The organism is Exiguobacterium sp. EA-TM-5 (assembly GCF_053878415.1).
Map to the genome: position 1 here is coordinate 2,292,606 of NZ_CM132670.1, position 23,504 is coordinate 2,316,109.

27 protein-coding genes and 1 other RNA gene are annotated in these 23,504 nt (G+C 43.6%); 8 read left to right on the forward strand and 20 right to left on the reverse strand.

Features of this window, described 5'->3' with window-relative positions:
* Window positions 1–15: 15 nt before the first annotated feature.
* Both ACV3PA_RS12140 and ACV3PA_RS12145 read left to right on the forward strand, forming a co-directional pair.
* On the forward strand, window positions 16–711 hold the full coding sequence (locus ACV3PA_RS12140) for a dihydropteridine reductase (RefSeq protein ID WP_456124931.1): 696 nt from the start codon (window positions 16–18) through the stop codon (window positions 709–711).
* A 124-nt stretch (window positions 712–835) separates the two neighbouring features.
* The gene (locus ACV3PA_RS12145) at window positions 836–1,615 is read left to right on the forward strand and encodes an HAD-IIB family hydrolase (RefSeq protein WP_456124932.1); all 780 of its coding nucleotides are present in this window, start codon (window positions 836–838) and stop codon (window positions 1,613–1,615) included.
* 42 nt (window positions 1,616–1,657) lie between these two features.
* Here ACV3PA_RS12145 and ACV3PA_RS12150 read toward each other — a convergent pair whose 3' ends face one another.
* Entirely contained in the window at window positions 1,658–1,945 is a 288-nt protein-coding gene (locus ACV3PA_RS12150) for a hypothetical protein (RefSeq protein ID WP_456124933.1), read from the reverse strand.
* Between the two features lie 178 nt (window positions 1,946–2,123).
* Here ACV3PA_RS12150 and ACV3PA_RS12155 point away from each other — a divergent pair, with 178 nt between their 5' ends.
* From ACV3PA_RS12155 to ACV3PA_RS12165, 3 genes are all read left to right on the forward strand, one after another.
* A complete protein-coding gene (locus ACV3PA_RS12155; RefSeq protein ID WP_456124934.1) occupies window positions 2,124–3,230 on the forward strand; it encodes a citrate synthase/methylcitrate synthase in 1,107 nt (368 codons plus the stop codon).
* A 24-nt stretch (window positions 3,231–3,254) separates the two neighbouring features.
* The gene (locus ACV3PA_RS12160; protein WP_456124935.1) at window positions 3,255–4,199 is read left to right on the forward strand and encodes a helix-turn-helix transcriptional regulator; all 945 of its coding nucleotides are present in this window, start codon (window positions 3,255–3,257) and stop codon (window positions 4,197–4,199) included.
* A 75-nt stretch (window positions 4,200–4,274) separates the two neighbouring features.
* The gene (locus ACV3PA_RS12165) at window positions 4,275–4,913 is read left to right on the forward strand and encodes a type 1 glutamine amidotransferase family protein (RefSeq protein ID WP_456125974.1); all 639 of its coding nucleotides are present in this window, start codon (window positions 4,275–4,277) and stop codon (window positions 4,911–4,913) included.
* A 187-nt stretch (window positions 4,914–5,100) separates the two neighbouring features.
* Here ACV3PA_RS12165 and ACV3PA_RS12170 read toward each other — a convergent pair whose 3' ends face one another.
* The 6 genes from ACV3PA_RS12170 to ACV3PA_RS12195 form a co-directional block, all read right to left on the reverse strand.
* The gene (locus ACV3PA_RS12170) at window positions 5,101–6,108 is read right to left on the reverse strand and encodes an SMI1/KNR4 family protein (RefSeq protein WP_456124936.1); all 1,008 of its coding nucleotides are present in this window, start codon (window positions 6,106–6,108) and stop codon (window positions 5,101–5,103) included.
* Window positions 6,109–6,246: 138 nt separating this feature from the next.
* Entirely contained in the window at window positions 6,247–6,804 is a 558-nt protein-coding gene (locus ACV3PA_RS12175) for a DUF1349 domain-containing protein (protein ID WP_456124937.1), read from the reverse strand.
* A gap of 439 nt (window positions 6,805–7,243) precedes the next feature.
* A complete protein-coding gene (locus tag ACV3PA_RS12180; RefSeq protein ID WP_456124938.1) occupies window positions 7,244–8,290 on the reverse strand; it encodes a DUF871 domain-containing protein in 1,047 nt (348 codons plus the stop codon).
* 82 nt (window positions 8,291–8,372) lie between these two features.
* Entirely contained in the window at window positions 8,373–9,746 is a 1,374-nt protein-coding gene (locus ACV3PA_RS12185; protein ID WP_456124939.1) for a PTS transporter subunit EIIC, read from the reverse strand.
* Window positions 9,747–9,758: 12 nt separating this feature from the next.
* Complete coding sequence (gene murQ, locus ACV3PA_RS12190; RefSeq protein ID WP_456124940.1) at window positions 9,759–10,652, reverse strand: N-acetylmuramic acid 6-phosphate etherase; 894 nt, start codon at window positions 10,650–10,652, stop codon at window positions 9,759–9,761.
* A 455-nt stretch (window positions 10,653–11,107) separates the two neighbouring features.
* A complete protein-coding gene (locus tag ACV3PA_RS12195; RefSeq protein WP_456124941.1) occupies window positions 11,108–12,061 on the reverse strand; it encodes an SMI1/KNR4 family protein in 954 nt (317 codons plus the stop codon).
* Window positions 12,062–12,218: 157 nt separating this feature from the next.
* On the opposite strand from ACV3PA_RS12195, the gene ACV3PA_RS12200 reads away from it, so the two are divergent.
* Window positions 12,219–13,130, forward strand: coding sequence for an EamA family transporter (locus tag ACV3PA_RS12200; RefSeq protein ID WP_456124942.1), 912 nt, complete (start codon window positions 12,219–12,221; stop codon window positions 13,128–13,130).
* A gap of 3 nt (window positions 13,131–13,133) precedes the next feature.
* Window positions 13,134–13,595 (forward strand): hypothetical protein, encoded by a 462-nt coding sequence (locus tag ACV3PA_RS12205; protein WP_456124943.1) that lies wholly within the window; start codon window positions 13,134–13,136, stop codon window positions 13,593–13,595.
* Window positions 13,596–13,672: 77 nt separating this feature from the next.
* Here the strand turns inward: ACV3PA_RS12205 and ACV3PA_RS12210 are convergent, their stop codons facing one another.
* The 12 genes from ACV3PA_RS12210 to rnpB form a co-directional block, all read right to left on the reverse strand.
* Window positions 13,673–14,149 carry a glutathione peroxidase gene (locus tag ACV3PA_RS12210; RefSeq protein ID WP_456124944.1) on the reverse strand — a complete coding sequence of 159 codons (477 nt, stop codon included), beginning with the start codon at window positions 14,147–14,149 and terminating at the stop codon, window positions 13,673–13,675.
* Between the two features lie 73 nt (window positions 14,150–14,222).
* Complete coding sequence (locus ACV3PA_RS12215; RefSeq protein ID WP_029341406.1) at window positions 14,223–14,441, reverse strand: hypothetical protein; 219 nt, start codon at window positions 14,439–14,441, stop codon at window positions 14,223–14,225.
* 74 nt (window positions 14,442–14,515) lie between these two features.
* Window positions 14,516–14,740: a hypothetical protein gene (locus ACV3PA_RS12220; RefSeq protein ID WP_456124945.1), complete on the reverse strand. Its 225-nt coding sequence runs from the start codon at window positions 14,738–14,740 to the stop codon at window positions 14,516–14,518.
* A gap of 41 nt (window positions 14,741–14,781) precedes the next feature.
* A complete protein-coding gene (locus ACV3PA_RS12225; RefSeq protein WP_456124946.1) occupies window positions 14,782–15,189 on the reverse strand; it encodes a cytidine deaminase in 408 nt (135 codons plus the stop codon).
* Window positions 15,186–15,659 (reverse strand): GNAT family N-acetyltransferase, encoded by a 474-nt coding sequence (locus tag ACV3PA_RS12230; protein WP_456124947.1) that lies wholly within the window; start codon window positions 15,657–15,659, stop codon window positions 15,186–15,188. The genes ACV3PA_RS12225 and ACV3PA_RS12230 overlap by 4 nt, the downstream gene beginning before the upstream one ends.
* Window positions 15,660–15,684: 25 nt before the next feature.
* Window positions 15,685–15,975 (reverse strand): hypothetical protein, encoded by a 291-nt coding sequence (locus tag ACV3PA_RS12235; RefSeq protein ID WP_456124948.1) that lies wholly within the window; start codon window positions 15,973–15,975, stop codon window positions 15,685–15,687.
* 51 nt (window positions 15,976–16,026) lie between these two features.
* Window positions 16,027–16,410, reverse strand: a complete 384-nt coding sequence (locus ACV3PA_RS12240; RefSeq protein WP_456124949.1) for a hypothetical protein — start codon at window positions 16,408–16,410, stop codon at window positions 16,027–16,029.
* Between the two features lie 303 nt (window positions 16,411–16,713).
* Window positions 16,714–17,658 carry a hypothetical protein gene (locus ACV3PA_RS12245; RefSeq protein WP_456124950.1) on the reverse strand — a complete coding sequence of 315 codons (945 nt, stop codon included), beginning with the start codon at window positions 17,656–17,658 and terminating at the stop codon, window positions 16,714–16,716.
* A gap of 10 nt (window positions 17,659–17,668) precedes the next feature.
* Window positions 17,669–18,079 carry a hypothetical protein gene (locus ACV3PA_RS12250; RefSeq protein ID WP_456124951.1) on the reverse strand — a complete coding sequence of 137 codons (411 nt, stop codon included), beginning with the start codon at window positions 18,077–18,079 and terminating at the stop codon, window positions 17,669–17,671.
* 26 nt (window positions 18,080–18,105) lie between these two features.
* Window positions 18,106–18,600, reverse strand: a complete 495-nt coding sequence (locus ACV3PA_RS12255; protein ID WP_456124952.1) for a hypothetical protein — start codon at window positions 18,598–18,600, stop codon at window positions 18,106–18,108.
* A 1,256-nt stretch (window positions 18,601–19,856) separates the two neighbouring features.
* Window positions 19,857–21,002, reverse strand: coding sequence for a THUMP domain-containing class I SAM-dependent RNA methyltransferase (locus tag ACV3PA_RS12260; protein ID WP_456124953.1), 1,146 nt, complete (start codon window positions 21,000–21,002; stop codon window positions 19,857–19,859).
* 111 nt (window positions 21,003–21,113) lie between these two features.
* An RNA gene (gene rnpB / locus ACV3PA_RS12265) (RNase P RNA component class B) lies at window positions 21,114–21,487 on the reverse strand.
* Between the two features lie 134 nt (window positions 21,488–21,621).
* On the opposite strand from rnpB, the gene ACV3PA_RS12270 reads away from it, so the two are divergent.
* Window positions 21,622–22,065: a hypothetical protein gene (locus ACV3PA_RS12270; protein ID WP_432237478.1), complete on the forward strand. Its 444-nt coding sequence runs from the start codon at window positions 21,622–21,624 to the stop codon at window positions 22,063–22,065.
* A gap of 46 nt (window positions 22,066–22,111) precedes the next feature.
* Here the strand turns inward: ACV3PA_RS12270 and ACV3PA_RS12275 are convergent, their stop codons facing one another.
* A complete protein-coding gene (locus tag ACV3PA_RS12275) occupies window positions 22,112–23,455 on the reverse strand; it encodes a S8 family peptidase (RefSeq protein WP_456124954.1) in 1,344 nt (447 codons plus the stop codon).
* Between the last annotated feature and the right edge of the window lie 49 nt (window positions 23,456–23,504).

Consider the following 23,504-nt stretch of genomic DNA (forward strand, 5'->3'; position numbering starts at 1 on the left):
AATGAGGAATGAACGATGCAGATCGATTGGCTCCCACTAGAACAGGTAACGCAAGAAGGCGAACATACCTATACGTTTCATTTAAAACGTCCAGATGATTTCGTTTGGGAGGAAGGCGCACACACGCATATGGCGCTCGAAGGTTTTAATGCAGGAGAAAAGCCGAACCGTAGTCTGATCCGGCATATGTCGATTTCGACGTTACCTAGCGAAGGGACGATCGGGATCACGACACGGATCAAACCGGAATGTTCCGTCTTTAAGCAGACACTTCAGCAATTGAAAATGGGTGAGAAGATTGCCTTATTCAAGACACACTCGAATATTCCGCTGCGTCGGGAAGGTCGTACGGTGTACTTACTCTCAGCAGGCGTCGGTCTAGCAACATTTCGTCCAATCATTTTGCAATACCAGACTGACAGAAGTGGCATTCCGCACATGCACTCGTTGAACGTCGACTCTGCCCGAACTGAACTATTCAAGACGAAGCTTCCTTCGCATGAGCAGTTTAGCCCCGCTTATGTTGAGAGTCGCTCCGCCTACTACGATGCTTTAAAGGATATAACAGCAGACAAGGAAGGTTTGTTCTACATCGTCGGTAGTGATGAATTCCTCCATGAAACGATTGACGTGTTGCAGGCTGCTAATATTCCGACGGCTCAGATCATGATTGATAAACGCCAAGATCAACTCGATACGTTTTTGGCATGACGTACTCATGCATGGACTTCAGTATTAACTGGAGTCTTTTTGCTTTTTCAAAATAAAGAATCAGTATTTCATCTGTAAATATTTGTTATTATAAGTACATCAACTGACTTTTGGAGGGGTGCTTATGAATTTTGTTTTTGATCTCGATGGTACGATCTGTTTTAAAGGAGAAGCAATGTCTTCAGAAATCGTACAAGCGCTTCATGCAGTCGAGCAAGATGGACATCGGGTGATGTTTGCTTCAGCCCGGCCTATTCGTGACATGCTACCCGTCATTCATCCATCGTTTCATGACAATATCTTAATTGGCGGAAACGGATCATTAGTGGCATCAGAACAAACCATCATTCATTCTAAATCTTTCGAAGATCATGACCTTTCACTCATCATGAATTTAATTGATAAACATGATGCTACATACCTCATCGATAGTGACTGGGATTATACATATAATGGACCTCATGACCATCCTATACTGACCAATCTTGATCCGGATAATGTAGCGCGCAATATCCCTCTTATGCATCATGAGCGAATCATAAAAATACTCATTTTGAGTGCCAACAATCTGTACGCCCTAGAAAACGAACTACAACGATTGGATGTCGTCGTGCACCATCATGGAACTGAGCAAGTATTGGATATTAGTCCGACTAGCATCAATAAACGAACTGCTTTACAGACGCTTGGAATCGAGAGCGAGGGATACGTAGCTTTTGGGAATGATGCGAACGATATCGAGCTGTTCAAAGGAGCAGAGTATTCGGTCATGATCGGAAACTATAAATCGCTCCGTTTTTACACAGATTATGTCATTGACTCCTCTATCGATTTAGAATCTCGTATAGCAGAACAAATCAAGCATCTCAGTCAAAAATTCGTCTATTCGACGACGCATTCCTAAAAACCGCAGTGTGAAACTGTCGTATCAATCGTTAAATTTCTGTCATATGTCATATAAGTGATTCATCCAAAGATCAACACGATGGGAGAGAACAATACGCCCATCAGGAGCATTCCTAAAAATAACAACGACACTTGATTTGAACACCGACAGCGTTTGATCCTCTAAAGCCTTTAGTCGTTTAATAGGAACGAACAAAATTAATGCAGCAATGACTAATCCAAGTGGCTCAAGAATCGTTCGGCTCACCGAAAAGAACAGATCAATCATTAAAAAGACATTCAATATAAAGAAAAAACCGAATAAACGAACAATCATGGCTTTATTCATGTGTGCTCCTTCTTCAACTATATAAGCTATAGTGGACATGGTTTTCTGTAATCTATTAAAATTTCTTCTTTGATTATAGTACATCACAGAATAATTTTGGAAACGCATTCAAATTACTGGTGATTTAGTGGTAACGTACGTCATACTGACTATAGATAAGAGAAAAGGAGTGTTGAAGATGGAGTACAAAAAAGGACTAGAAGGCGTCATTGCCGCAGAAACACAGATCGGTTTAGTGGATGGGACGTTAGGGAATCTCGTCTATCGAGGACACTGGGCAAAGGAACTCGCATTATCTTATTCATTTGAAGAAGTCGCGTATTTTATTTGGAATGGTGCGTTCCCGACTGAATCGGAACTTTTGACATTCAAGGAACAGATGACAAGCTACCGCGAACTTCCTTCTTACGTAAAGACGATTTTAGATACATTACCGAACGAGATGGATGTCATGAGTACGATGCGCACAGCAATCTCGGCGCTTGGTACACCCGCTTTCGCTTGGCCACCAACGATTGATCAAGCGATGCACTTAACGGCACTCCTGCCAACGATCATTGCTTATAAATATCAAAAAAATCAAGGTGCTGACTTCATCGAACCGAATCCGGAACTTGATCACGTCGCGAATTACATCTATATGATCAAGGGACAATTGCCGAGTGACGTTGAGATTAAGGCACTGACGGCGTATCTGATCCTAACGATTGAGCATGGCATGAACGCTTCGACGTTTGCTTCCCGTGTCGTCGTCTCGACGGAATCGGAAATGATCTCTGGCGTCTGTGCTGCAATCGGATCAATGAAAGGACCGCTTCATGGTGGTGCTCCGTCAGAAGTCATTGAAATGATTGATGAAATCGGAACGATCGATAACATCGAGCCGTGGATTCGAAACAAGTTAGAGAAAGGCGAAAAATTGATGGGCTTTGGTCACCGCGTCTATAAAACACGTGATCCCCGTTCAGAAGCCTTGAAAGTCGTCTCGAAAGACCTTGCGCAAGAGAGTGATTGGTTCAACCTGATTACACAAATGGAGCAAACGGCGATCGATTTACTCGAAGAATACAAACCAGGTAGAAAATTGTATACGAACGTTGAGTTCTTCGCGGCAGCTGTCTTAAAAGGACTCGATATTCCGAAAGAACTGTTCACACCGACCTTTACATCTAGCCGCATCATCGGCTGGACGGCACACATTCTCGAACAAGCGCAAGATAACCGGATTTTCAGACCACAATCGTCTTATACGGGTCAGATGCCGGAAAAAGCGGCTAAGTTTTAATGAGTAGTAGTCGGAGGAACTCTTTTGGCAAAAAGTGATCATTTACTTGCAATACTTTGGATGCTTCAGTCTGGTAAAAAAGTAACAGCCCAGTACATCTCAGAACAACTTGAGATGAATATCCGGACTGTCTATCGCTATATTGATACTCTCTCGGCAAGTGGTGTCCCGATTGTTGCCGAAGCAGGTCATCATGGCGGATACACCTTGTTACCTCAATTCATAGAAGCTCCCTTATTCTTCGATGCGGAAGAGCAGCAGTCTTTATACCATGCTGCTCTTTTTGCAGAGGAAGCCGGCTATTATGGCAATACAGCATTGAATCGCGCAATATTAAAAATAAAACAGCATGCTTTAGATACTTCGACAAGTGTTCCGACATTGGATGTGATGCCCTATCAATCTGAAATATCGGCGGAAACCGAGACCCTCTTACGGGAAATCGATCAAGCAATCCGTAGCCGAACAACCATACATATTCAATACTGCCGTGCGAATACGGAAGAAGTTCGATCGCGTGACATCAATCCATTTAAATTAACTTATTGGAAACACGCTTGGTACGTCACTGCCTTCTGTCAGTTAAGAGGAGAAATCCGTCATTTTAAAATCGACCGCATTCACAAACTCAATATGACGACAGATCAATTCGACATTCCAGATGATTTTGATGATTCAACTTCTTTTATAACCGAGTTACTACCAAAGCAAAAAGAAACTCAAGGTGAACTAATCCTTATTGGTGATACTTCCACCATCGATTCAATTTGCCAACACTGGTACTTCAAGCATTGTCTCGTTGAAAAAAATCATAATCGAGCTGTCTTTAAAATTGAGGCGAGCGTTTTAAACGGACAAGTCCCGAGTCTCCTCATTGCGTATGGAACATCGATCCAAGTCGTTTCTCCAGTTGAAATGAAAAGCAAAATCATTGATCGATTACGCGAATTAATCGCTTCACATCAATGATTTGTTTTCACTGACAGTAGTTGTCAGGGTAACCTTTCTATACTGAATGTATCTCATATAGTAAAGGAAGCGGTTATCTTGATTAAAACTGTCTATTTATATGTATTCGATTCAATTTCAGATTGGGAATATGGGTACGTAATGCCCGAGTTACATTCGCGAAGATATTTCAAAGCAGATGCTCCACAATTAAATGTTGTTACGGTAGGACCCACGCTACAACCCATCACGACAATGGGAGGACTGCGTATTTTACCGGATATCACGGTTTCTCAATTAGAGCTTACTTCAACGGCTGCTTTAATCCTTCCAGGTGGACAGTCGTGGCAAGAGCCTCTTCATGCCCCCTTACTGAATAAAGTAGGAGTCGCCCTAAGTAACGGCACACTCATTACTGCAATTTGTGGGGCGACAGAAGGATTAGCAAAGAGTGGCTTATTAGATCAGCGTCCACATACAAGTAACGATTTATCTTACTTACAATCCGTTTGCTCGAATTATGCGGGTACACCTTTTTATCAGCATACTCCAGTCGTTCGTGACGATTCATTAATCACAGCATCAGGCATGGCTGCGCTTGAGTTTGCTTATGAGACGATTCGAGCACTTGATGTGTTTACACCTGAAACGTTAGACGCATGGTATGGTCTTCATAAGACGAACGAACCCACATACTTCTTTGATCTCATAGCTGCAACATCTATTAATCAGTGAAGATGTTATCTAAAATAAGTAAAATCGATAACATATGATTTTTTTCAATAAACATCATTATAAAGAACGATTAAACGGCTTGATCCCTTTAACACTAAGGGTTCAAGCCGTTTAAGTTTTATTATGATGTCTATTTTCTTGACGATTCTTCATAGTTAAACAAGACACTTAATAAACAAGGAGGTTGTTAGCTATTGACGTCAATCGTATCTTGAATAATGTAATAGAGAAAATCTGAGAACGATTTGAAAGCATCATGATCATCATAGTCTTCTTCCGGTACGTTCACTTCTCTATACACTACTTTAGGCTCACCGTTCCTGACATTTTTGAAATCGAGACACGCATAAAATTCCTCAAGATCGTCAAAATAAAAAGCTACTAGATGTTCTGAAAGAGCATGTTCATACTCGGTTGAATGATACAATTCGAGATTCGTTTTTACTAATTCATCATTGAACATCGTAAAAAACTGGTTGTCTCCAAATATACCTCCTCCAAATTCCTTCAAGAAAGTCACGTAACTTTTAGGTAAGGTTACCTTCAATTTTTTTTCAATTACCTCGATTTCAGCATCAGATAAACCTTTTTCAAACTCAGATAACTCCGGATGTGCATGGATCAACGCTTTTGCTTCTGAATAAAGATCCTTCCGCCCCGTTTTGCTTTCACTCACTTTTTCAATAGTAGGAGATGCATCGTTCGCACCATCATCCAAATACGTTGAAACAGCGCTATCACATACTTCAAATAATAATTCTGTGAAAGAATCCGTATAATGCTCTTCCTCATCACTCGGGTAAAAACACACCTTTGCCTCTTGATCATTGAAGATCAAAGCCCGTAAGTCTAAACATACGAGCGACGAACTAAAGTCCTCCATCTGTATTCCGATTAGATATGAAGGAACTTCATTTTGAGATTTGCTACGTAGTTTCTCGTTATATTTTTCAAGTCTAAACACAATATCTAACTGATGATTAGACGGATTGATTCCCCAGATCTCATTATCATACGTCGCCAGGTAACTGAATTTTTTTAGAAATGCTCTGTACATTGGAGGAAGTGTGACCTGAAGACGATTTTCGACTTCAAGCATCTCATTTTCAGTTGCCCCTTTTCCTACTACGAAAGCTTGCGGATATTTCTCGATCAGTTTTAAGCACCGATTGAACTTGGCGTTAATATTCACCATGCTTTGTCTCCTTCGTTTCTTACGCAATGCTAGTCAGGTAATCTTTTAAATTCGAAGGAATAGGAGAAACAGAGTGGTTCCGCATACGGAATTTGTGTGTTCCCATCCTCTAACATCATGTAAAAATCTTTTAAGAATTTATTCTGTAATCTGTTCTAACGAGAAGTTCAATACTTCTACTTCACATCCTGCTGCTTCTACATCCGGGCTACAGGCGTACGGTCCAATCTTCAAATCCGTCACGTCATGCAAGTGTGCGATGCGAAGTTGCTCTCTTCGCTCTCCTGTCACGTGATACAACGTGACGTCTTGATTCAGGTAATGGAGTTCAAAGACCAGCGGTGCATCAAATAGTGTATTATCGACGTCCCGACACGACCAGTCCGAATAACCGAAGCTCGTCACGACGGCACCGAGATGTGACGAACCATCCGGAATGAATTCAGCCGATACTTTCACCCACTGATCGTCGTTCACATAGAGTAAAATTCCCGCTTGATCATACGTAGCGTTCGGTTTTAATTTCACTTCAATACGGCTTTTGAATTCTCTACTTGGAGCATCCTGCAGCAACGCATGCCCCGTCAGTCGGTTAAACTGATAATGCGTATTGCGCCAAAAATCTGTGTCCGGATCCGTCATGAAGCGTAATGGCGATTCTGCTTTGATTCGAGTTGGTCGATTGATCCATTTCATCGATAACATCCTCCCTCTTATCGTCCTCTTAACTTCCGCAATTTACGATAGCCACGAATGAGCATATCGAGCATACAATCCCTCCTATATTCTTTGAAACCTTGCCTCGACTATCTAACGAAGTCGTTGTATTTCTTTACTTAATGCCGATCGTTTCAACCGTTTATTCCGTATTAAGTATTGCACATCCGACCGGTTATCGTACATGAGTTGAATGATGTTCCTTCTTTCTTCAGACGACTCCACTTGCTATACCAATACGATGCCCCTTGAATCAGTAATAGTTCAAATAGGAACAACGATATCCAAAATGCGCTTAATTCAAATAGCTGAAGCTGTGGAAAAAGACGATTTCTGAACCAGCTAAGCGGTAAAATCGTGATGACCGTGAACAGCTCTCCTCGATATAGTTAGGCGAAGCGCTCAGCAACGATCTGCTTCATGGCGTCACCCAGTCAATCCGGAACTTCTGTCCTGGACCAATCTGCGTAATCAATGGACGATCTTCTGCAATGACTCGACCAAGGACATTAATCCGTTCATCTGCCGAAAGATCACGCTTCGTGATTTGCACCTCACCGGCGTATCGTCCGTATTTTTCATTATCAATCGTGATCGTTCCAAGCGGACGAGCAGTCGCATCTTGCGGAGTCAGATCAACAGTCGACGGATTCATTCGTGATTCAACGGATCGAATGACATCTCGCGCTGGATCAAACCGATTCGTTTCTGTATCGCGTGGATTCTGTTGTCCGTTCGCGAGTGCCCGTAGTACGATGACTCCGTCTTGTTCTGCTTCGAATTGCCGAATCGTTGCTTCCGTCAACCGTGGATCCCCAACAAGAATTCGGTCGACGGTCGGCTTTAAGTCCATATAACTTACGAACGGTGCCGCTCTTCTGTGATCTTCAAGTGTCGGTAACGTCTCGAACAACGGTCCGCGTAGTATTCCGTCGCCCGGTATGAATGCTTGAACGCGTAATCCTTGTGCGTGAAACCAGGCATTTTTTCCGTCAAACCATGTCCGGTCAAGCCCTGTCTCTGGTCGTGGATAAAAGTTATGCCACGCTTCCGTTCGTTCGATTTGAAGTCCGTGTGCCTTCATCTCAGCTAATTCGTCTGCCGTTAAGGTACTAGCATTCAGTGCGACCATCATCTGGTTCGATAACATCGCGATTTGCTGCGGGCTGATGCCGTAATCAAGGCGCAGTCCGGTGACACCCCACTCCGTTAACGTCGCTGCTGTCTCCCATGTCTTTCCGAGTGTCGCAAGTGAAGCTGGTGCGATGTCCGCGACAAGTTCATACCCGAGTGTCTTTGCTACACGACCGAGCGCTTGCAATCGTTCGACGTAAAGTGAAGAATCGTCCTCCGGAATATGTAGTGATGTAAAGAGCGACGAAAAGCCGACAGCGCGCATCCGCTGCAACCACTCAACCGTCTCATCCGTCATCGGTTCATTTAAATAAATTGATAATCCTTTCATCAACTCACTCCTTCCTTTCTCTACTTAGGGAAAAAGCAGCTGATTCCTTCTTTTTGGAAGGATTCAACTGCTTTTCAAAACCTTAAATACCGTCTGCCATTTCTTCTTTGAAACCGAACCAGTACGTGAACAGGAAACCTGCCGCGTACGAAATGACGAGACCGCCGATATACGTCAAGTACATTCCGTTATCGATCAACGGTGTTAACGATAAACCGGATACGCCGACACCAAGTGCTGTCGTCTTCATCGTCGCTTGGAAGGCACCACCGACTGCAGCACCGAGACATGCCGTTACGAACGGCCGACCGAGCGGTAACGTGACCCCGTATAACAACGGTTCACCGATTCCGAGGAACCCGACTGGAATCGCACCCTTGATGATATTACGCAGACGCGGGTTACGCGTCTTGACGAAGATTGCCATTGCCGCCCCGACTTGACCTGCTCCTGCCATCGCAAGAATCGGTAAGAGTGGCGTGTTGCCGATTGTGTTCAAGAACTCAAGGTGGATCGGCGTCAGTCCGTGATGGAGACCAACCATGACAAGTGGTAGGAAGAAGCCGGCAAGTAATGCCCCGGCAAGTGGTCCACCAACCTCAAGTACAGCATTGATTGCTTTCATGATCCCGTCTGACAAAAGTCCCGCAACAGGCATGATCGCATACAGCGAAGCAAACCCAACGATTAACACCGTCAAGAGTGGCGTAAAGATGATATCAATCGATGCGAACATGAAGCGACGGATATGTTTCTCAAGATATGTCATCAACCAAGCCGCGAAGATAACACCAAACAAACCGCCCCTGCCTGGAACAAGCGGTTCCCCGTAAATCGTAATGTCAGCAAGCACCGGGTTGAACAAAATTCCGCCCGCTATTGCGCCGAGTACCGGCGTCCCACCGAACTCTTTCGCCGTATTCCAGCCGACAAGGATTGCGAGATATGCAAAGACCGTCCCACCGATCAGTAGTAAAATCTGCATCCAGGTCTGTGTTTCATCGACACCCGCATTCTTCGCGAAGTTCGCACCCCCGTTGATGATACCGGAAGCGACAAGTCCCGGAATGAGCGGGATGAAGATGTTCCCGATTCGGCGCAAGAAGCGTTTGAACGGTGACTGTTGTTTTGCTTTCACCTTTTGTCGCTCGACAGCTGCTCGTTCTTCTGGTGTCAAATTCGGATCGACGGACTCTTCCCCGATTGCGAGTCCCGTTTCACGACTTAAGTGATCGGCTACCCGATTGACCGTTCCCGGACCAACGACAATCTGTAATGTCTCGTCGTCGATGACCCCCATGACACCATCAATCCGTTTTAAAGCGTCGATATTTGCTTGCGTCGGATCTTTTAACGATAAGCGAACCCGCGTCATGCAGTGCGAAAGCTGCCGGAGATTATCTTTTCCACCGACGTGCTCGAGTATCGCCTTTGCCAGCACTTCTTCCTTCTTCATCGTGTTTCCCCCTTAGAGTGCGTCTCGGACGAATCCGTTTGCTTGCTGTAACCGTTCAACGGCTTCCGTGTAAGGAATGTTTGCGAGAATCATGACGATAGCCGTTTTGACGTGACCGTTCGCTTCGCTGAAGATGCGTTCCGCCGTTACGGCATCGACTCCTGTCGCCTCACTGATCATCCGCTTCGCCCGGATCTCGAGCTTCTCGTTCGTCGACTGAACGTCGACCATCAGGTTTTGATAGACTTTACCGACACCAATCATCGCTGCCGTCGAAATCATGTTCAAGACGAGCTTTTGAGCTGTTCCCGCTTTTAATCGTGTGGACCCCGTCAAGACTTCCGGACCTGTTTCGACTTCGATCGCATAACGAGCATGCCCACTGATGATCGCATCCGTATTACAAGAGATTGCTGCTGTCACCGCTCCGACTTCCTTTGCATAATCAAGACCACCGATGACATACGGTGTCCGCCCACTTGCCGCGATACCGATGACCGTATCACGCGCTTCTAGTTGGAGCGCTTTTAAATCATCGACGGCAAGCGTTCGACTATCCTCTGCTCCCTCGACCGCCTTGATCAACGCCCGTTCCCCGCCAGCAATCAATCCGACGACCATATCTGGTGAGACCCCGAATGTCGGCACACATTCTGCCGCATCGAGAATTCCGAGTCGCCCGCTCGTACCGGCACCGATGTAAATCAAGCGTCCTCCGGCATTAAACGACGCAATGACATGTTTGACAACTTCCGCTATAATCGGAATCTGCGTCTGAATGACCGTTGCGACCGTCTGATCCTCGGCATTCATCACTCGTAAGACTTCTTCGACCGACATATCATCGAGATGCATTGTCCGCTCATTTCGACGTTCCGTTGCTAACTGATCTAACATCTGTTTCACCCTTTCTGTTATCCCTCCCTTTATTATACAATTAAGAAATTTTAATTCAATATTATTTATTTAATTTTGAAATTAAATTTCGATATAAACGAAGTTCTGTTCTTCTTTTTCAGGCTTAGTCTTCAAATCTCCTGCTTGTCATAATCTCATCGTTCGCGAAATCCAGTAACGCACACATTCGCTTCCGCACAATCGTTGGGACGAGTAACGGGATTCGTAGACCTAGGGCTGATCAATCGTCAGTTGATAGAGCAGCGTCGCATAGTATCATTAATAAACAAAAAGCTGATTTTCACCCGTTAGTTGCCTAAAGGACAAAAATCAGCTTCCCATGGGACCACTTTTTACGTCTCATGTTACTAGTAGCATCATTCGTATCGGAACCTGTATGAGGCTCTGAAGATATTTTTTACAGAAGTCGTTCACCAGAGGCATAAATTATTTTAATTTCTGATTCATTCCCATCCTGGAAGTGGGCGTGGTGGCTCCTCGACGAAGGCACGGTATCCATCAAAGCGCAGTCCTTGCCGTTGTGGATTGTGGTTACGAATCAACGGATCACCCGTCTCGTCTTCTTTCTGCCAAAATCGGTGTTCCGTCTGAAAGACCATAATCGAAGAATATTGGAAACGCTCCGCCATTAGATATTCCTGTACCGATTGGAGCACTTTCTCAAAGCGCGAATCCGAGTCGTAGCTAGCGCCGAGACTTTCTTTGTCTTGTTTCCCTTCGAAAATCTTTACTGAGAAATACGCATCCCGCTTCGCAATCGGATACTCGATTTCAACGCGAACCGAGTCGACAAAGCGAATCGGTCGTGGTTTGCTCACTTCTTCTTCGGAATTGTAGTCCTCTACATAATAATCATTCGTTGCAATCGAGAAGTCCTTAAACTCCCAGAACATATCTCCTTGTGCAATAATTGCATATTCAAGGAACGTGCCGAAGTTCTGTCCGATTGGGTCAGTCTCCTCTGTCGACAACTCATGAAACATCCAGTGCATATAAGGTGTCTCATCCGACTTCGCATCTTCCGTATGGATCAAGACATATCCTTCGTTCATCTCACCAATCATCAAGAAGTGATCATAGTCTTCATTGATCAGATCATCCTCTTTAGCCTGCATCGTCATTTCAATGACTTTTTCAAGCGAATAGAGCTCGATGCCGAGACCTTGAATCATGAACAATTCCGCTCCGTCATGTAAACGAAGAAATGTCTTGTATTCGCTTGGTAACGTTAGGTTGAACTGTGTTTCAAACGACTGAATCGCCCGTTCCGTCACTGGATCATTCAGATTAAATTGAGCGACTCCAGTGTCGTATCGCCGTTGAATAAAGGTCGATCCGTGATTGATTTTTTGCGTTAAGACTTCAAGTATCGCTTCGATTTGGTTCATTTCTTTCATACATCTCATCCTTTTCCTCTTCGCATTCGTGAATGATACGACTTCACCCTATACACCATACCATTTTTTCAATTATTTGGTGTATTCCATACTACTTGTTCTGTGGTATTCTCGTTCTAATATCATTTAAAAAAACACGAATTTGACGAGGTGACCCATGTCTAAATCATCATCGATGTTACTCATATTACTCGCTGCAATCTTTTGGGGCACGACGGGTACCTCGCAAGCCTTTGCGCCGGACGATGCACATCCGATTGCGATTGGTGCCGTTCGTCTGGCTGTCGGCGGACTGTTCTTGCTCTGTCTCGTCTTCTTAAAGGGAAAGCTGACATTGCGCGACTGGCCGCTGCGGACGATTTTACTTGCTGCCGTCAGCATGGCAGCTTACCAGCCCCTGTTCTTCTCGGCTGTTTTGATGACGGGTGTCGCCGTCGGTACCGTCGTTGCGATTGGTAGCGCACCAATCTTCTCCGGATGCATCGAGTGGCTGTTCTTAAAGAAACGTCCGGCGTTGCTGTGGTGGGCTTCAACCGGATTATCGATCATCGGTTGTCTGTTGCTTCTGAACAATCAAGGGACGGTCGCGATCGATCCGATCGGCATCGTTCTTGCACTTGGTGCCGGACTATCGTTTGCCGGGTACACGTTCGTCAGCCGTGATCTCGTCAAGACCCACGCACCGCTATCGGTCGTTGCCGTCATCTTTACGACAAGCGCCCTGCTACTATCTCCCCTGCTATTCTTGTTCGACCTCTCATGGTTGGTCACGTCACGAGGGGCTGGAATCAGTCTCCATCTCGGCGTCGTCGCAACCGGGCTAGCTTACTGGTTATTTGCAAAAGGACTATCGAACGTACCGTCGTCAACTGCCGTCACACTCTCGCTCGGTGAACCATTGACAGCCGCCTTGCTCGGTGTATTCGTCCTTGACGAACAGTTAAGTAGCACGGCTTGGTTCGGAATCTCGTTATTGTTACTCGGAATTGCTCTATTGATTGGCTCGTCCAGCCTAGCAGCACGACAAACCGTTTTAGCGGAAGAACGACAAACTCAGACAGGAGGTTAAGTCATGCAAGAAATCACGCTTGAAAAACTGCAATTTCGTGAGGATTATAATATCGGACTCGATCAGTTCTTGATTGATGTCGCAAATGGTAACCGATTGATCTTTCATTTTCGTGGGCATACGGAGGAGACGATGGTCATCGTCGGTGACTACAGTTGCAATTACTTCCGATTGACTTTCGAAGCGGATGCGATTCTGCTACGTTCACCGGACCTCTATGAACTGAAAGAAGACGTCGAAATCAATCCGATTCCACTCCTGACGCTGACCGATTCAAAACTACTGACGTTTACGCGTGAACTGATGGGGCTCGATCCTACGAAAGACTGGGTCCATTACTGGCTCAGGGCGTTCGAACAGGATTTTCATGTCTTGTCTTCCCGGCCACCGGTCTTGACCGACCTCGGACATAAACGAAGTGATGCGATCGTTACGTATTCATTTGATTCGTTCATCGCTGAATGACACAAAAAGCCCTACCTCGCCAAAGGTAGGGTATTTATCTGTCCCGCCCAACGACTTGCGCCGGACGGTTACTTGGATTATAGATACAAAGATAGCGTTTTTTCAACCGACTGGACGGAATCGACCGGACTGAACCGCTGTACGACACGTCCTTGGCGATCGATTAGAAACTTCGTATAGTTCCATTTAATCTTCGACGATAGTAGACCCGAGCGCTCGCGTTTTAAGAATGTATAAAGCGGATGTTCATTCGGTCTATTGACGTCGATCTTCTGAAACATCGGAAACGTCACGCCATAGTTCAGCTGACAGAACTGCATCGTCTCTTCCTGACTCGCGAACTCCTGTTGATTGAACTGATCACACGGAAAACCAAGCACCGTGACTCCTCGTTCCTCATATTGATCATAGAGCGCCTGCAGTTCACCGAGTTGTTTGACGAGCCCACACTTACTTGCCGTGTTGACGATCACGAGGACACGCCCCGCATAATCACTCAATGAAACAGTCTCTCCCGCTGCATTTTGTACAGTTGCATCATATACGGTTTGCATGCATCCCAGCTCCTTTGCCCCGAGTATAAGACAAAACGCGCATCCTGTCGTTTGCAGGCATGCGCGTGATGCTTTACCAGATCGTCTCTTCTTTATCGCTCAGTTTGATGACGAACGGTAGGATCAAGACGAACAAGAGACTGACGTATCCGAGCGATAAGTAATGTTGCGAGTCTTTCGAGATGTATTGCTTCACACCGCAGTTCGGACAGGCTTTACCATGTTTCGCAAATCCGACAGCGAGCACTTCCTTTGTTTTGAACTTATACTGGCAATTCGTACAACGCACCATCTAATCATCTCCTTCTTCCTTATCTACTGGTTGATTCAGGAAAAAGTTTCATGAAATTGAAGGCAACCGACAGCTTATCTCATAGATTCTTCCCGGTCGCTCAATCGAATCAGAAATGGCAAGAACAGCACAAACAAGAGACTGATATTCCCGAGTGATAGATAAAATTGTGACTTCCGGGACATGTATTGTTTCACGCCACAGTTCGGACATGGTTTGCCTTTACCGTGTATCGTAACACTGACAGCGAGTAGCTCTTTTGTTTTGAACTTGTACTGACAATTCGTGCAGCGTGCCATGTCATCATCTCCTTCTCATTTCATACGTTCCCTCTTATCATTTACGTTTCAGAAGAATAGGCGTGTGACCAATGATAGGGTTGAAGCTCTTGAAGTGATTTAAACAGAAGGACTTGCTCGGAATTCGTCACTGCCGCTAGAACATCTGCTCCAAAATAATTCAATCGTTCCTGACAGACACCACATGGCGTCAGAATTTTAAAAGATGCTTGTTCGTCATCCCGAACGACACACATCGTATGCGTGATGCGGCAATTGAGTTTGTGTGCCTCAAGAATCGCTCCGGTCTCTATACATAATTCGGTCGAGGCATTCATGACTTCTGGCGCTACGCTCGTCAAGATTTGACCGTCATCGGTCGCCATCGCTGCTGCCCCGCCCCATCCATTCGGGTATCTACTTTTAATCAAATCCGTCGCTGCCTCGAATAATCGTTGTTCGATCGTCATGACATCGCTCCTATCGATAAACGCATCTTCATAAATTCATAACTTCCGCCGTTCGTAGCCTGTTGGAACCGTTCGACTGGCTCGAAGCCACTTTTCGTATACAAGCGAATCGCCCGCTCGTTGAATGTCGCGACAGCTAATTCGATTTGTTTTGGTGCGTATCGGTCCATCACAAATGCAAGACCGGCTTCTAAAAATGCCGTTCCATTTCCTTGCCCCGTCAAGTCCGGTCGCATGCCAAGCCCAACGTCAACGATGTCTGCGTTTATTTCGAATACATAGTAGCCAATCAATTCTTCCCCATTCAACACAGCGAAGTAATGCTCGGTCCGTTCCTTTGGATTGAGAAACTCGGCTAAGTCGTCCTCGTCGTTCGGCATATCATAAAATGCAAACGGACCATCATACTGCCACTCGTAGGCAATTTGCTCCGCCTGCCGCTGCGTTAGCGTTGCATAGACATAGTTCATCGTGTTTCAGCTCCTCTTCGATTCGTTAACGCGATTGATTTTTTCGGTAGTCTAACAGTAGCGGCAATACATTTAATCCGATCGAGATGAACGTCAACACCCACAGTGCCCGCTCCATCCCCGGTACGACGTCTTGTAATGCTGCCCAGTCCTCCCGTGCGACGAATTCTGCGACGAGACGGTATTCTGCGCACAGCGTCAATGCTGTAAAACTCAGTCCGAGCACCATTAGGAAACGATAATCCTTACCGATCAAATAAAAGATGATGTTCAGTGCGGTAAACCCAATCGCCACTAACCCAAGTATGATCCACATTGAATCGTCTCCCCCTTATTCTACCTCTATATTTACTATATTTGGAATCTCTTAATCGGTATATCCGCCTGGAGGTGGATTTTCCGTTCGTTTAGCAAAATAGCGCTCGAGCAGTCGATGATGAAGTGCTGTTTCGACCAAACGGACGGTTTCGAGCGTCGCTGCAAAATCAACCTGTTCAAAATCTGTATGCTCGTGCAGATAACCGACGGATAGGTTAACGGACGGAATAGCTCGTAGCGCGAATAGTTTCGCATCACTACTTCCCCCCGTAAAGATGTCGCGTGTATCACGTCGGTCAAAGACGATTGTTGCGTCAACGTCCTCTAAAAAGAACGCGTCCATCGCTTCCGTACCACTACAACCGATTTCCTCTTCGACTGAAAATGCGAGTTTGATCGTTCCGCGGAAGTCAGTCGCTGGAATACATTCCATGAGTTCAAGAATCGCAGCGATTCTCAAGCGTTTTTCTATACAACAATTGTATTAATTCCATAAAAAACAATTATTTGTATTCTATATGTTTTACTACTTTATATTTACAAATATCAAAACTAAGATTATATCTTTAGATACTTATGCATAAAAAAGACGCCTTGTCTGTTATAAGGCGTCTGATAGATCAGTAATACTTATGTCCTTTAGAACAGTGCGATAGTTATCGCACGCTTTGACTGAATAAAAATAACATCGCGTATAAAGTATATTTTTGTGTCAAGGTTGTATCAAAAATTTTATTTAAGCATATAATAATGTTTGCAATTCTTGCTTTCCAGTTAAACGAAGAATTCCATTATCATAAAATTTTTTAATTTCGTAAAGCGCTCTCAAAAATTCCTTATTATTTTTCTTATAATGCTCCTCATATTTAATTTTACGAATTGCATTTTCAACATCTAATAACGATTCTTCATCAAGACTTTTATAACCGACAATATTTAACTGACGTTCAGAATCTGAATATATTTCATTAACTATATTCGTTAACTCAACCATGTAAATAACTTTATTAACATGTTTTTTTGGAGGATATTTACAATATACTTGTTTAATTAAAAATGGCCAGATTGTTGCTTTACACTCGTAAGCGGTAAATTTTTTTATTTTTCCTACTCGATGGGCATTACTTTTCGTTAATGGTTCAGTACAACTAATATGTATTACATCAACATCTGATTTAGTACTAAACTCTGATTTCTTAGAGTAATTTTTAATTTGAATTTCTTCTTCGCTAAAAACCCTTTCAAATATACCAATCCGAGAGGATAGTTTTCTATTTAAAAATTCTTCAATAAAAAAACCTCTAAATGTTTTAAACTCATCTTTTTGTAAATCTAGCATTTTATTAAAAAGTAATAATCTTTTTCTTGTTTCATCAATACTAAATCCCTGTCTTTTATGGTTTACTTCCAATAAATAAACATATCTTTCTCGAAGCTTAATTTTTTCGTTAGTGTAAGGTTCGGTCACACTAGAAAAAAAGTCAAAAACTACATTGAAATATTTTTTATCGTGTTCAACGAAACTATATAGTTCGTCTACCATGTTTCCGTATCTAGTAACCTTATTATCATAATCCGATTCTGGTTTTCTTCCATTCCAAACAAGTTCAGGAAAAGTTTTTTTATTATGGCTAAATCCTTTTTTTAAGTCTCCTTTGTTTTGATTATATTTATTTGTCATAATGAACTCCTTAATCTTTTACAGTTTCTTCACGAATGCTTGAAATCAAGTCATTTAAAACGTCGTCGGATAATATTGCCTTTTTATGAGGAGTTTGAGAAGCAGAAATATTATATAATGTTACAAATTTTTCGTAGGTCTCGTGCAACGCATCTATATGAAATTCTTTAGATGATAGAAACTCTTCCTCAGCATCCTCAACTATCATTTGATAGACACCAGATGCTATAAAAATTTTATCGTCACCCTTATTAAAATCTAAATCAAATCTCAAAAAAACATTTATAGTTTGTTCGATTTGTTCTGGATACGATATTCCGTATTCAAAATTCATATTAAACTTAGACTTTGGATTTTCATCTTTTAAATCCTTATTAACCTCAAAGTTATAGTCAGAAAGAAGCACATACCTTATTTTCATATTATTTCACCTATTTTTCAAAAAATTTAGTTAAGCTCTAATACTTCTTTTTCTTCAAAATCATAAAAGCTAAAACCCTTGGAAATAACCTTTTTAAAGCCAGAAATAGTAACCTTATTTTTTTCTTTTATTCTTAAAGCATTCATATCAGCTTTAAATTCACTTAATACAAAAGTCATAACTTGAAATTCGGCGTCTTCCTCTATGTTATGAATCATAGGAAACAAATCATTGATATAATTAATTTGCAACTGTAGTTCGTGTAAATCTAAGGAAGTTTCATTAGGTAAAGATGGAAACTTTAAATAATCTTTATAGCATTGTCTATTAAAACTATTATTATTATTTTTAACGTAATTGTAAAAAAGATTATCTACTTTACTCATTTCTGCTTGTAAATTTAAATGCTTTTGTCGTTTATCATCCATTCTTATTTGAACAGACACTTTAGGACCTACATATAAATCAAGTTTTTCAGAGTCAATTTTTATTTGATTTTTAATCACTTTCATTTTCAACATTTTACTCACCCCTTATACAATATGCTCTTCGCACCTCAGCTTTTCAACTTATCCACAGCCTTTTCCTATAGAAATCACCAATAGTAACATTAAAGTAACAATTTTGTAATCATTTTTTAATATTGTAGCACTTTTTGAACAGTTATTTAAAAAATTAATTCTTAAACAGATCGTGGATAGTTTATTTCTCCAAAAATCTAACTTTTTAAACTTTTCTACACATGTATTCATTGACACTATAAAAATCATCGTAATTTATTTCGTAGCGTTTGAATTTATTCGCTACCGCCTAACTTCTTAATGTATTCTTCAGTGTAAATCGAAAGGCAGTAAAGTGTTTCCCTTATGGATGTAATACGTGTTGTGATTAGTGTTTGTGTTCGAAATACTTGATTGATTTTCAGTTGACTCCACTTTCTTACCTTCCCAGAGTCGTATAAAATCTTTTTCGAACACCTATTCGCTTCGTATGCTCTTCTAATTTTATAAAAGTTCTTTGATCAAACAAGTCAGGAGTATGACTAACGTGTGACAACTAGTAGCCATTGAGATAAACAAATAATTCTAGCCTACTTGCTGACTGTTCTGTATCCATAAAACGAATTTACTTTCCAGTTGATCCATTTTGATAAGTATCTGATATGGTTCAAAGATGTATGCTGTCTAAAAACTTACCTCTTAACTGAAGACAGCACGCGACGTCATATTTTTCAGCTATGTCGCTTTTCACGCAAATGAGGCGTCATCGCTTCGTTAGTCGGAAGTCGATTTTAATCTTAGGGGCATCACGATCAAACAAACGACAATCGGAATCAAGGTCGGCTATTTTGTTTTGGAACACAAAGGACAAAATGGTTCGAGTAATAACTATTTCTGTATATGTCGTTAAGAAATTACGACGAATTAGGGATTAGCAAAGGTACCATAGCATGTGAATGAGCAATAATCCGATATGTCTTTGTGTCTACGTTGTAGAACTCCGATAATCAAGACTGCGACAGGGAAACATCGAGACGATCAAAATCGAAGATGCCGAAGATAATTTTAATGATATCCTCCATCGATTACGCCCTACACATGCCTCATGGAAATTGTGGAGACATACGCTCATGTATTGTAACCATTAAATTCGTATATAGTGACATATATAAAACGTAAAAAACCGCTCAATCGAGCGGCTCATGACTTTTTGACGAAAAAATTAAAAAAGTGGGAACTGAGTGGGAACTAGCTCCCACTCACCTCTTACAAATGGCTTAAGCCTGCGGACGTTTCCGACGCAAACCATAATACTGATAAAATTGAACTTCGATGTTCCCGTTATAGAGCTTCCGGCGTTTCGTCGCTGGACGACCGTACGCTTTTTCGAACTCAACATACGACGTAATCATATAGACACTGTAGTATGGGAATTCTTTATACGCTGTTCCGATCTTGCGGTACAGTTGATGAACTTCACGCGCATCCTCGAGACGTTCCCCGTACGGCGGGTTCCCGATGATGACACCGAAGTCTTCCTTCGGTTTGAAGTCTGCTGCGTCGCGTTGCATGACGTTGATCGCATCGCGGACATCTGCGAGTTCTGCGTTCGTTTTCGCGAGCTTGACCATTTCTGAATCGACATCGCTTGCGTAAATTTTCAGTGGTTTGTCCCACTCCGCTTTTTCGTTCGCTTCCTTGATTGCATCGAACCACGCTTTCTTCGGAATACATTTCCATTCTTGTGAGACGAACTCCCGGTTGATGCCTGGTGCGATATTACGCCCGATCATCGCTGCTTCGATTGCAAGCGTACCTGAACCGGTAAAGACGTCGTAAAGAGGCATATCCGGCTTCCAGTTCGTCAGCATCAACATCGCTGCTGCCATCGTTTCTTTCAGTGGAGCTGCTGAGTGGAATTCACGGTATCCGCGTTTGTGCAATGCGTCGCCTGACGTATCGATTGTTAATGTTGCGATGTCTTTTAACAAGGCTACTTCAATCGGATAGCTTGCGCCGGTCTTCGGCAACCATTCCGTTCCTTTGTTGTACTGCTCTTGCATGTGCGAGACGATTGCTTTCTCGGTAATTTTTTGACAGTCACGAATCGAAAAGAGCTTCGACTTGACCGAACGACCGTTGACGATAAAGTTCGCATCCCACGGCATCAATTCGTGCCACGGTAGTGCCTTGACTTGATCGAACAATTTTTCGAACGTCGTCGCGCGGAACTCGGCAACGACGAGTTTGATCCGGTCCGCTGTTCGAAGCCACATGTTCAAACGGGGAATGTCCTCCATCTCACAATCGATGTAGACCTTTCCATCTTCGACCGTACATTCGTATCCTAACGCACGGACTTCTTTTGCGACGAGCGCTTCGATTCCCATCGCCGCTGTCGCGATGACTAAGCGTTTTGCCATATTGCGTTCACTCCTTTATCTTTTCTTCCACTGTATCGTTTCATTGCAATAAAAAAAGAGCCCAGGGTGGACCTGGACTCTCGTTCAACTTAAAAATAACAGCCTATGTGGTCCTGTAAGCCATGTTCTGTTCCTTAGTGTTCCAAACGGTTTGACCCTCACACGCAGGCGACAATCATCTATCTCCGTATTTGCATACGCTCTCCTTCGCGTTCAATTCCGCTCCGGAAATTCCCCTACCAAATTTGGGTTTCTCGCTCGTGGGGTTTACCTCGTTCCACCTTCATGGTTTCCCATGAAGCTCCGTCACTGTGGCACCTTCAAGAAGTTTCGGCCATATCCGAAGACTTAGGCGTTCCTTCTGCCGTCAGCTTGACGCTGCCTACACTTATCTTTTTGTGTAGCACGATCACTACAGCCATCGCAGGCTGTGCGAGCATGGACTTTCCTCAAAGCACCGAAATGCCCCGCGATTGTCCGAACCAACATAGTCACTGCTTATGAGTGTAGCGTAGATGCCGCTTTCCTGCAAGAGGCAATTCTCGTTTTATAATCGAAAAAGTTGCGTACCCGCCTCATTTCACGGTATAGTACAAGAGTTCAGAAGGGGGCATGCAGTATGAAAAAACGACGCTCTGGTACGAACCGGCGAACGGTTCGCAAGTTGACGTTCCTGATTGAGATCGACGAGATCAAGGCACTTCATCTGCGAAACGGCATCTTCGCTTTCTATCGTCAAGGGGAGCTCATCCACGCGTTCGAGCCGTTTAACGTCAAGGCGCCCGATGCACTCTCAAAACGTAGCTATCATTTCGATCAACACGATATCTTGCTTATGAATGAACGTTTCCCTGAGCAAATCCCGTTGTATGATGATGCGATGACGTTACGCTCTTGGGCTGATCAGGTCGCTTATGGTTTATATCAATTGATCGATTCCAGTCGCTTGTCGTTCGTCCATGAGGATGACACAGGATACAAGATGGAAGCAATGATCACGTGGACTGGAGAGGCATTGACGCCTCCGACGCCCGTCTATAAAAAAGGAAAAGACCCGAAGTAATCTCCGGGTCTCGTACGGCGCTTCTCACTATGTGAGTGGCGCTTTTTTATTTTACGGTCAGTAAGCGTTCGACCGTCCGCGTATGACGTCCGCCACTCGTCTTGAAAACGAGTTTATAAGAACCTTTTTGTTTCAATCGATACGTAAACTTATACGTCCCGTTTTTTAATTTCGACTGGGTGAACGTTTTCACGACTTTCCCATCTTTGTAAAGACGGGTCGTCGTCTTCGCATTCGAATATTCGTCAAAATAAAACGCGAATAATTGATTCGATTTGACTGTTGACGGAAGGGACACTTTAGAAATCGGCGCCGGGAGCGTCGCTAACATTCCCGCATTCAAACGACCGACTCCGTAATGTGAACTTGTATCACCTGTTTTTTTCGTCGCAGCAGCGTATAGCTTACTGCGCATCGCTTCATTTGAAACAAATGGATTTTTTGATTTTGCTAGTGCCAATACCCCACTAACAACCGGTGTTGCCATCGATGTGCCATCGAGATAGCCATACTTATTCCCAACAATCGTCGAGTAAATCCCTTCACCGGGCGCCATGATATTAAGTCCTTTTCCATAGTTCGAAAATGTTGAAGCACGACCAAGCGTACCAACCGCCCCAACGGCAACGACTTGACTCATCGAACCTGGGAAGAGCACTTTATTACGTCCATCATTCCCCGCCGCTCCAACAACCAAAATGTTCTTCGCTTCTGCTTTTTTGATTGCTTCTTCCATATAAGGATCAAACTCATACTGTCCGAGCGACAGATTGATGACATCAGCCCCTTGTGCAATCGCGTATAGAATCCCGTCACCGATATCGATCGACGCGGCAAATTCTCCATCGAAGACATCAGCACCAATTAATTTAACACCAGAAGCGACACCGACGATTCCTTTACCATCTTCTCTTGCACCAACGATACCCGCGACATGTGTTCCGTGATCGTCTGATTTCCGAATGCCCGAGATCGTTGTCGTCTTATAGATGACGTCCTTGAATTCTCGGTGTTTCGTATCGATCGCATCATCAATGATCGCGACGCGAATATCTGATTTTCCACGGCTGTACTTCCAGTAAGTAGGAATCCGTGACTGATCGAGATACGTTTGCTGGAATTGGGCGGAATCCGTCGCTTTTTTGACTTCTGTGACAGGAATTAAATCTGCGTTGATGTCTTGTTCCTCTAGATGCGCAAGTGGTTCGACGAGCGAGAAGCCTTTTTGTTTGAGTGGACGGATTTCTGTCAATCCTTCCTTCGCTAACCAGTCTTGTTTTTGTTGTTCCGTAAAGGATGGATCGTATTGTACATATTGAGACTGCGCAAATGCAGACGTTGGCATGGCGACGACTGCCGCTAGCGTGAGTAGTGCAAGTTGTTTTTTCATGGGAACCCTGCCCTTCTCTGTTTACGCGCCGACCAAAAAACTGTCTGGA